Origin of the sequence: Demequina sp. (assembly GCF_024642165.1) — a bacterium.
In the GTDB taxonomy this organism is placed as follows: domain Bacteria; phylum Actinomycetota; class Actinomycetes; order Actinomycetales; family Demequinaceae; genus Demequina.
The window spans coordinates 1-10136 of sequence record NZ_JAHEBP010000074.1 but is presented as its reverse complement, the minus strand read 5'-3'; the positions used below and the strand labels follow the sequence as shown (position 1 = coordinate 10136).

Annotated in this window: 6 protein-coding genes; 2 read left to right on the top strand and 4 right to left on the bottom strand. The window is 70.0% G+C overall.

The features are described from left to right. Positions 1 to 1869 (bottom strand): EAL domain-containing protein (locus tag Q0L54_RS07870; RefSeq protein WP_296666888.1); only part of this gene is annotated, 1869 nt, incomplete at its 3' end. A gap of 406 nt (positions 1870 to 2275) precedes the next feature. After that, positions 2276 to 2833 (bottom strand): hypothetical protein, encoded by a 558-nt coding sequence (locus tag Q0L54_RS07865; protein ID WP_296666886.1) that lies wholly within the window; start codon positions 2831 to 2833, stop codon positions 2276 to 2278. Between the two features lie 611 nt (positions 2834 to 3444). Between Q0L54_RS07865 and Q0L54_RS07860 the strand changes: the two genes are divergently transcribed. Next, positions 3445 to 4830: a UTP--glucose-1-phosphate uridylyltransferase gene (locus Q0L54_RS07860; RefSeq protein WP_296666884.1), complete on the top strand. Its 1386-nt coding sequence runs from the start codon at positions 3445 to 3447 to the stop codon at positions 4828 to 4830. A 176-nt stretch (positions 4831 to 5006) separates the two neighbouring features. Here the strand turns inward: Q0L54_RS07860 and Q0L54_RS07855 are convergent, their stop codons facing one another. Then, a complete protein-coding gene (locus tag Q0L54_RS07855; RefSeq protein ID WP_296666882.1) occupies positions 5007 to 6866 on the bottom strand; it encodes a cytochrome c oxidase assembly protein in 1860 nt (619 codons plus the stop codon). A gap of 155 nt (positions 6867 to 7021) precedes the next feature. Between Q0L54_RS07855 and Q0L54_RS07850 the strand changes: the two genes are divergently transcribed. Beyond that, on the top strand, positions 7022 to 8815 hold the full coding sequence (locus tag Q0L54_RS07850; protein ID WP_296666879.1) for an MDR family MFS transporter: 1794 nt from the start codon (positions 7022 to 7024) through the stop codon (positions 8813 to 8815). A gap of 195 nt (positions 8816 to 9010) precedes the next feature. On the opposite strand, the gene Q0L54_RS07845 is transcribed toward Q0L54_RS07850, so the two are convergent. Next, on the bottom strand, positions 9011 to 10136 hold a 1126-nt coding region (locus Q0L54_RS07845), incomplete at its 5' end, for a dihydrolipoamide acetyltransferase family protein (protein ID WP_296666877.1).

Here is a 10136-nt window from a genome sequence, read left to right as displayed (position 1 = left end):
GCCCAGCCGGCGCAGGGACTCGACCGTGGGCGCGTCCTCGATACCCTCGGCCACGACCCGCAGCCCCAGCGCGAGCGCGAGCTCGATGGTCGACCGCACGATGATGAGGTCGTGGTGGTCGTCGCCCATGTTGCTCACGAACGAGCGATCCACCTTGAGCTCGTCGATCTCGAGGCGCTTGAGGTAGCTGAGCGAGGCGTTGCCGGTGCCGTAGTCGTCGATGGCGACCGCGACACCCTGCTCGCGGAGGGCCTTGATCACCACGTCGGCGCGCACCGGATCCGAGAGGATGCCCGTCTCCGTGACCTCGAGCACCAACGCGCTCGTGGGAATCCTGTGGCGAGCCAGCGCGTCCTGCACCTGCTTGGGCAGGGCGAGGTCGGACAGGTGACGCGCGGACAGATTGACGGACATGCGGAGGTCGTGACCGGCGGCCCGCCACTGCGCGAGCTGGCCGAGCGCGGTGTCCAGCACGTAGCCGGTGAGCGGGAAGATCAGTCCGGAGTTCTCCGCGAGCTGGATGAACTCGTCGGGCCTCACCAGGCCGCGCGTGGGGTGCTGCCACCGGACCAGGGCCTCCACGGCAACCGTGCGGCCATCATTCAGATCGACCTGCGGCTGATAGACCAGATACAGCTGCCCGGAGTCGAGCGCCGTCCGAAGGTCGGCGAGCAGCTGCAGCCGCTCGACCGTGTTGATGTCGAACTCCTGCGAGTACGTGCTGATCCGGTCGCGCTCGACCTTGGCGTGATAGAGCGCGATGTCCGCGTTCTTCATCAGGTTCTCGCCGTCAGCGCCGTGCTGCGGGGCCACCGCGACGCCAGCGCTGGCGCGCACGAGCAGTTCGAGCTTCTCGACCCGGATCGGAGTCTCGAACGACTCCAGCAGGGCACGGGCCACCGCGCGGGACTCGGCGAGGTCGCCGCTGACCACGGCCGCGAACTCGTCGCCGCCGAGCCGATGGACCAGCGTGCCGTCCGGGGCGGCCTCGACCAGCCGGTCCGCGACCTGGCGGAGGATCACGTCGCCCACCGGGTGGCCCAGCGTGTCGTTGAAGTCCTTGAAGTGATCGAGGTCGATCAGCACCAGGCCGGGCCCCCGACCCTGCTGCTGCTGAGCGACCTCGAACGCGCGATTGAGTGCGTGGTTCAGCTGACCCCGGTTGCCCAGTCCGGTGAGCGAATCGTGCGTCGCATCGTGCGCGTGCCGCGCAGCGGCCGCGGCGAACATATGCGCGGCCACAACGGGCGCGGCGAGCAACGCGAGCGCCCCGACGCCGTCCGCGGCGACGAGCGCGGCGATGCCTCCGACGCACAGCAGGACGATGTGGGTGACGAAGGAGTACCGGAAATCGTCGCGAAGCACGGGCCATAGCGGCGTCTCCGTCGCGAGGGCGATGACGATGGCGACCAGCAGCCAGTTCATACTGATCATGGCGGCACCGGCGACCAGCAGCGCCCCGATGTCCTCCGCGCCAACCGCGGTGGGTGTGCCCAGGAACGGCGAGTCGGAGAGCCAGGAGTACACCGCGCCGGCGGACAGCACGCTCAGCGCGTACTGAGACGTGTTGAAGAGCGACTTCTTGAAAGCCCGGCGGTTGATCGCGTCGTCCGCGAGACTCGCGATCGCCTGAACCAGCACCGCGGTGCCCACTCCGGCGACCGCGACCAGCGCGATCACGAACGGCGCCGACGTCGAGAGGGAGCCCACCTCGATGCCGCCGCGAATCAGCCGGATGCGGCGCAGCTCACCCACGATCGCCGCAACCGCCAGGAACACTGTCGGAAAGAACAGATCCTCGGTGAGGGTGGTCGACCAGGGGGTAGCGACCAGGACGAGCGCGATGCCCGACACACCGAGGGTAGACACGGCCGCCAGGTAGGCGGCGAGGCGCGAGGACGGCGCCAGGAGTCTCCTCCCGGCACCGCCCTCACGCCCCCGCTGGCTTAGGACCACTTATAGCCGGCGCCCACCAGCGTGGCCACCGCGACGAGCGTGCCTGCACTCGCCGTGATGCGGATGACCTTGCTGTTCTGGAGGATGGTCCACTTGTTCATGTATCTCTCCTGTTCTGTGGAGACGATGCACATGGCGGTTGCCAGCCTGGCGAGTTCCCTAACGCTGAGGGTGCTGGGGAGTGACAGGCTTCGCACATCGTCAATGGTGTTATCGGGTTGCATGGTGCAACCCTGAAACATCCTGTCGCAGTCTTTGCGCAGGTGCCAGCATCGAAATGTAGGATTTGTCACTTCGGGAAAACTCGCGTCGCCCGCGGTCAGGATCCGGGACAGGCGTCCACCAGTCCTGCCGTCGCGGAATAGCCGACCTCGCGGTCGCCCGCGCCCGTCTCGTAGCTCAGCGACACGCACCAGTCGTAGGCGCTGGCGCCGTGGATCTCCGGGAGCCACGTGCCCGCCATGGTCGACGGCACCGCGACACCTGCGACGTCGTACCCGTCCGCGGTCGCGCCGATCACCGGCAGCGGCGCCTGGGCCTGCGGGGCGTAGTAGTCGACCACCGCATTGCCCACGTTGATGACATCGACTTTCGCATGCGCGTCCTCCGCGGCGTCGGCCGCGCCGGAGGTCGCATAGAGCACCGCGAGCGCCGCCCCTGAAACGGTGCCGATGATCCCGAGCATGAATCCAGCCAGCGGCCAGCTGCGGCGCGATGCGCGTCCGTCCCGCCACCGGGCGAGACCCATCGCACCCAGGATCAGCGCAACGGGCCCGAGGCCCAGGGCTCCGAAGACAAAGGCGGCGATGCCCACCCCGTTGCCTCGGTGGGTGCGAACAGGGGCTTCCTCAGCCGGCGCCTCCACCGTGTCCGTCATGACGCCCTCCCGTGCAGCGCTGGTTCACGAAAGTGTGTCACGGGCGGAGGCGCCGCCAGGGCGGCGAGAGCCGCGTGTCGCGGCGCGACCCCGGGAACGGCGAAGGCCCCCCGGAATTCGGATCCGGGGGGCCTTGCCGTGTCGCTCGAGAGTCCGCGCCGGTAGTACCCGTATTGCGGAGACGACCTCTCGGCCGACTTCCCGGGCCCGTCGAGCCCTGTGCCGTCACCCACAGGTCGCGCCGCCTCGCATGGCGAGTCAGCGGACACGGACCGACGTTGTCCGAGAAGTCCGATCCGGCGTGCGCGCCCCCTCCGTCGCCCCCGTCCGCGCCCCCGGGGGGAGGGGCCGCGGTGCGGGTCCGACGGCTCTCGGGCAACGCTTTCGCGTCCCCCCAGCGCGTCGCACGCCCTTTCGATAGGGGATTTCTACTCCTCCGCGCGAGGCCCGCGCAAGCCCGATTCGCGGCATTTTCGCGACTCACAACGTCATCCACATTCCGCAGGCGGGGAACGCCGTCTCTACACACACCTGTGGATGAAATCTGTGGACAGAGCGGGTCGCCCGGTCCGCCTTTCCGCGACCGTCCGCGACCCCCTAGGCTCGACACCATGAGCACTGCAGCCGGACTCATCGCCGCCCAGTCCAAGATGGCCGCGGCCGGGGTCGACCAGACCGCGATCGACGTCTTCTCGCACTACTTCGGGGAGCTCGAGGCCGGCGCGACCGGCCTCATCCTCGAGGACACCATCGAACCCCTGCTGGACCCGCCCCTCCTCGCGGGGGTCGAGATCGATGAGGACGCGGCGCGCGAGGCGTTCTCCAAGACCGCGATCATCAAGCTCAACGGCGGCCTGGGCACCTCGATGGGGATGGACCGCGCCAAGTCGCTGCTTCCAGTGCGGGACGAAAGAACCTTCCTCGACCTCATCGTGGGGCAGGTGCGCCACGCGCGGCAGGCCTACGGTGCGCGGCTGCCGTTGGTGCTGATGGACAGCTTCCGGACCCAGGACGATTCGCTCGAGGCGCTCGCCGCGCACCCGGACATCGCGGTCGAAGGCCTGCCGCTCGACTTCCTGCAGAACGCCGAGCCCAAGCTGCTGGTCGACGGCCTCATGCCGGTGGAGTGGCCCCAGGACCCCACGCTCGAATGGTGCCCGCCCGGCCACGGCGACATCTATACCGCGCTGCTGGGGTCCGGGATCCTCGAGGCGCTGCTCGACCAGGGCTACCGCTACGCGTCGACGGGCAACTCCGACAACCTGGGCGCCGTGCCCAGCGCCACCATCGCGGGCTGGTTCGCCGCCTCGGGCGCGCCGTACGCCGCCGAGCTCTGCCCGCGCACCGCCGCGGACCGCAAGGGCGGACACCTCGCGATCCGGAAGTCGGACGGCCGCCTGATCCTGCGCGACACCGCGCAGACCGCGCCCGACGAGATGCACTTCTTCACGGACGAGCATCACCACCCGTACTTCCACACCAACAATCTGTGGTTCGACCTGGATCGCCTGTACTCGGCCCTCACGGAACGCGGCGCGGTGCTGGGTCTGCCGCTGATCCGCAACGTCAAGACCGTGGACCCCACGGACTCGACCTCGCCCGAGGTGTTCCAGATCGAGACGGCCATGGGCGCGGCCATCGAGGTGTTCGAGGGTGCCACCTCCATCGTGGTGGGTCGCGACCGGTTCCTGCCGGTCAAGACCACCAACGACCTGCTGCTGCTGCGGTCCGATGCCTATCGGCTCGATGACGACGGTGCGCTACGGCTCGCGGTCGAGGCGGCGCCGCTGGTGGACCTGGACCCGAAGCACTTCAAGACGATGACGAAGTTCGACGCCCGCTTCCCGCACGGCGCCCCGTCGCTGAAGGGGGCCAGCTCGCTCACCGTGCGCGGCGATTGGACCTTCGGCGCCGGCGTGGTGGTGCGCGGCGCGGTCTCGCTCGAGGACACCGGGTCCCCGGAGACCGTCCCCGACGGCACCGTCCTCGAGGACTGAACCCCCGCATCGTCCCGAAAGAAGCACCGCACGGCCTCGATTCCCACTGGTCGATGTGGCCGATGTGCTGAGGTGTGAAGGATGTGACGGCCCCAGCCTTCACACCTGTTGACAGGCGTCACATCGACCAGTGGGAATCGGCGGGCGGGAGCGCAGGCGCGTCGGGGCACCGGACGTCAGCGGCGTTCCCGCTGCTCCTCGGCGTCGTGGGCCGCCGTCTGCGCGAGCATGGCGTTGTATGCCCGCAGCTCCGCGTCGTCGTCCCGATCCGCCTGCCGGTCGCGGCGCCGTCCCTCCCGGGTGTCGGCGTTGCGCCACGCCACCACGATCCCGATCGCGAGCAGCACCACGGGCAGCTCGCCGATCCCCCACGCGACCGCGCCGCCGTACTGCTGATCGGTGATCGCGTCGGGACCCCAGTCGCGGCCCATGAGCCCGAACCACGTGGGCGCGAGCAGCACCGTCGACATCATGATGGCGACGCCGAAGAACGCGTGGAACGCCATGGTGGCGAACAGCAGCACGATGCGTAGCGCATAGCCCGGCCGGGTGGGCCCGGGGTCGATGCCCACCAGCGCGTTGACGAACAGGTAGCCCACGATGGTGAAGTGCGCCACCATCCACAGGTGCCCCGCGTGGTTGCGCAGCGCGAACTCGAACAGCGGCGTGTAGTAGAACGCGATCAGGAATCCCGCGAAGCTCACGGCGGCCACGATGGGGTGGGCCCAGAAGCGCATCCACCGCGACTCGACCACCGTCCTCACCCACTCGCGCGGGCCGCGCGAGCCGTCCTTGCGCGGCGGGAGCGCCCGCAGCGCCAGGGTCACCGGGGCGCCGAACGTCAGCAGCACCGGTGCCACCATGACCAGCAGCATGTGCTCGAGCATGTGGCCGGAGAACGTCACCATCCCGTAGATGGCCGGGCCCGACTGCGTGATCCACAGCATGAGCGCGATGCCCGCCAGCCAGCTGCCGGTGCGGTACCAGGCCCACGCGTCGCCGCGTCGCATCAGCCGGACGGCCCACCGGACGTAGACCGCCCCCATCGAGACCAGCACCAGGGCGGAGATGATCTCGAGCCGCCACAGCGAGATCCACGTCAGCGCGGTCGACTCCGGCGGGAGCTCGTAGCCGGTGAGGAAGTAGGCGGGGCTGGGCTCCTCCACGGGGACGATGGGGATCGGCGGCGCCGTGGAGGCGAGCACCGCCGCGAGTCCCATCACAGCGACCAGCGCGGCCACGTCAACGGACATGAGGCGCCAGAACCGCGCCAGCACCTCCGGCTCGCCGAGCCTCGGCAGGTACCTGCGGCGGTGGAGCAGCGCGAGCGCGATCGCACCGCCCATGAGCGCGATCTTCGCCATCAGCAGCCGGCCGTAGTCCGAGCCCCACAGGTCGGCGGGTGACGCCAGCCGGATCCAGCCGTTGACCGCGCCCGACACCACCACGGCGACCGCGCCCCAGATCGCGATGCGCGACGCCCGGCTCATGGCGTCCTTGGCCGTGAGACCCAACGGCCCCCGCAACACCAGCATCGTCCCGATGACCCCGGTCCAGACGGTCGCGCCCACCAGGTGGAGGAACATCGCCGAGATGGCCAGGTGATGGTCCGCCGCACCGGCGGCGTGCCCGGTCTGAGCCAACCAGCCAAGGGCCCACGCGACGGGCACCAGCGACCACGCCGCGGCGGCGGGGGTTCGCACCAGGGTGCACAGCACCGAGGCCACCGCGCCCGCTGCCAGCACTTGGAGGTACGCCTCGAGCAGGTCCACCGAGGTCGAGTAGCCCCACCATTCCTCGACGAATCGTGAGGCGTCCGGCAGGGACCCGCGGATCGAAGCGTACGTCGCCATGGAGTGCGTCAGCGCGGCAACCACCCACGTCACCGACCCGACGCGCGCGACGAGCGCGGCCCGCGCTGCCGCCGGATGACCGGCGGGCACCACCCCGGCGATGATGAGCAGCGCTCCCGCCGTGGCGGCGATCGCGAGGTCGCGCAGACCCGCCGACATCGTCACCAGCAGCTCGATGGACATGCCTCTCAGCCTAGGGCGCGCCCACCCGCGGGAATCGCCTCGCCCCCGCAGCGGTTGAACTCCTCGGGCGTAGAATCAATCCCCGTCACCGCGCGCCATCGCTCGGCCCGGACGCACCCGCACGTCCGGCAGTTTCCCCACAGTGAGGTCCCACCATGACCCAGGCATCGCCCACCGAGGCATCGCCGCTCCTGCATCGCAGGCAGATCAATCTCATCGTCGGCGGACTCGTCGTCGGGATGTTCATGGCGGCGCTCGATCAGATGATCGTCGCGACCGCCATCCGCACCATCGGCGACGATCTCAACGGGCTCACGTTGCAGGCCTGGGTCACCACCGCCTACCTCATCGCGGCGACCATCTCGACGCCGCTGTACGGCAAGCTCTCCGACATCTTCGGCCGCAAGCCGCTCTACATCGTCTCGATCTCGCTCTTCGTGGTGGGCTCGCTGCTGTGCGGCACCGCGCAGGACATGTACCAGCTCGCCGCCTACCGCGGCCTGCAGGGGCTCGGCGCCGGTGGGCTCATGGCGCTCGCGCTCATCATCGTGGGCGACATCCTCAGCCCCCGCGAGCGCACCAAGTACCAGGCCGCGTTCTTCGGGGTCTGGGGCGTCGCGTCCGTGCTGGGCCCGGTGCTCGGCGGCTTCTTCGCGGGCGCCGACCAGATCCTCGGATTTGCCGGCTGGCGCTGGATCTTCCTCATGAACGTGCCGCTGGGGATCCTCGCGATGGTCGTGATCCTGCGTGTGCTGCACCTCCCGGTCACGCATAAGCGCGCGCGCATCGACTGGTGGGGCGTGGTGTGCCTCGTGGTCGCGCTGGTGCCCATGCTGATCGTGCTCGAGCAGGGCCGCACGTGGGGCTGGACCTCCGGCGGCGTCATCGCGCTGTCGATCCTGTCCGTGACCGGAGTGCTGGGCTTCCTTGCAGCCGAGCGCGCGGCCGGCGACGACGCCCTGCTCCCGCCGCGGATGTTCCGCAACCGAACGGTATCCATCTCCACCGGACTCAACTTCGTTGTGGGCTTCGCGATGTTCGGCGCGATGGCGGGGCTGCCCCTGTACCTGCAGATCGCCAAGGACATGAGCCCCACGCGGGCCGGACTTGCGATGCTGCCGTTCACCCTGGGCATCCTGCTGATGGCCTCGGTGTCAGCTCGGGTGATCCACCAGACCGGGCGCTACAAGATGTTCCCGGTCATCGGCACCAGCCTGCTCGTGGTTGCCAGCCTGTTCCTGTCGACGCTCACCGCGGAGTCCTCGCTGTGGACGCTCTCCATGGGTGCCATCCTGTTCGGTCTGGGCCTGGGCGGCGTGATGCAGCCCAACATGCTCGCCGTCCAGAACGCCGTCGAGCCGCGCGACATGGGCGTGGGCTCAGCCTCGGTGATGTTCTTCCGGCAGATCGGCGGGTCAATCGGCACCGCCGTGTTCCTGACCCTGATGTTCAGCAACGTCCCCGGCGACATCGGTCGCCAGTTCGAGGCCGCTGCGCAGACCCCCGAGTTCCAGGCGACCATCCAGGACCCGGAGGTGATCGCCAACCCCACCAACGCGGCTGTCATCGAGATCGTCCAGAGCGGCTCGCTCGACGCCGCCGAGGGCGCGGGCGTCTCGCTCGACGACACGTCCTTCCTCCGGGAGCTCGATCCGATCCTGGCCGCGCCGTTCCGCGAGGGCTTCGCGGACGCGATCACCAGCGTCATGTTCATCTCCGGCCTCATCGTGATCTTCGCGCTGGTGCTCGCGCTCTTCGTGCCGCAGCTGCCGCTGCGCGAGAAGTCCGGCCTCGAGACGATGCGCGACGGCGACCACGAGCTGAAGGCCGGGCCCGCGGGGGCGGCCGTGGGTTCGGACTCTGCGGCCGACGCCGGCGTGGACGCGTTTGACACGGCGCCCCAGCCCGCGGAACCCGCCGAGCAGGGCGCCGGGAAGCCCGCCCCGTAGCGTGACCGCATGACGCGGGCTGCCCGCTAACGGCGGGAGGCGTTGCGCACCTGGCCGATGCGCGGCACCTTGACCCCGACCCCCTGACAGTGCGCACGGAGTCGAGTCCGACACGCGGGACGGAACCGGCGCATCGGCCCGTATCGACCGCGTGTCGCGCCGAACTCCGTGCGGGCTGTCAGGTGCGGGGAGGCGTCAGGCCCAGACCAGGCCCTGACCCGGGTCGCTCATCACTCGCGCCACATCGGCGAGCACCCGCGAGCCCAACTCGCCGTCGACCAGCCGGTGGTCGAAGCTGAGCGCCAGCTGCGTGACCCAGCGGATCGTGATCTCACCCTCGTGCACCCACGGCTGCTCGCGGATGGCGCCAAAGGCCAGGATCGCGGCCTCCCCGGGGTTGAGGATGGGCGTGCCGGTGTCGATGCCCAGGGCGCCCACATTCGTGATGGTGATGGTGCCGGCGGACAGCGCCGCGGGGGTGACCCGGTTGGCACGCGCGTGGGCGGTGAGCTCCTGCAGCTCGACCGCGAGCTCGTGCAGCGGCAGGCGGTGCGCGTCCTTGATGTTCGGCACCAGCAGGCCGCGCGGGGTCGACGCCGCGATCCCCAGGTTCACGAAGTGCTTGTAGACGATCTCCTGCGAGGCGTCGTCCCACGAGGCGTTGACCTCGGGGTGCCGGCGGACGGCCAGCAGCAGCGCCTTGGCGACGATCAGCAGCGGCGTCACGCGCACGTCCTGGAAGTCCCGGTCGGCCTTCAGGCGCTTCACCAGGTCCATGGTCTGGGTGACGTCCGCGGTCTGGAACACCGTGACGTGCGGCGCGGTGAACGCGGACCGCACCATCGCCTCGGCGGTGCGCTTGCGCACGGACTTGACCGGCACGCGCGTCGACCGCCCGCCGTCCTTGGAGTAGCCGGACTCGAGCCACGGCTGGTCGTCGCCCGCGTAGGTGGCGAGGGCGCGCCCGCTCATCGACTTCGCAGTCTGCTCCACGTCCTCGCGCGTCACCAGGCCGCCGGGGCCGGACGGCGAGACGGTGGTGAGGTCCACGCCCAGCTCCTTCGCCAGCTTGCGCACCGGCGGCTTGGCCAGCACGGGGTACTCGCTCATGTCCTCGGCGCCGCCGATCGCCTCCAGCGCATCGTCCGTGCGCGGGCGACGGTGGGCCGAGCCCGCCTTGACGCCGTAGCCCACCAGCACCGCGTCGGACTTCTCCTCCGAGGAGGACGATGCGGCGGCAGGGGCGTAGGTTCCGCCGGACGATGCGGCGGCGGGGGCGGCGGGCACGGCCTGCTCCGCAGGCGCGGCGGCGGGTTCCGCG

Bases quoted from the DNA above. Each gene is read 5' to 3' on its own strand.
- Q0L54_RS07850 (WP_296666879.1), top strand. From the start codon at position 7,022: ATGACCCAGGCATCGCCCACCGAGGCATCGCCGCTCCTGCATCGCAGG.
- Q0L54_RS07860 (WP_296666884.1), top strand. From the start codon at position 3,445: ATGAGCACTGCAGCCGGACTCATCGCCGCCCAGTCCAAGATGGCCGCG.
- Q0L54_RS07865 (WP_296666886.1), bottom strand. From the start codon at position 2,833: ATGACGGACACGGTGGAGGCGCCGGCTGAGGAAGCCCCTGTTCGCACC.
- Q0L54_RS07855 (WP_296666882.1), bottom strand. From the start codon at position 6,866: ATGTCCATCGAGCTGCTGGTGACGATGTCGGCGGGTCTGCGCGACCTC.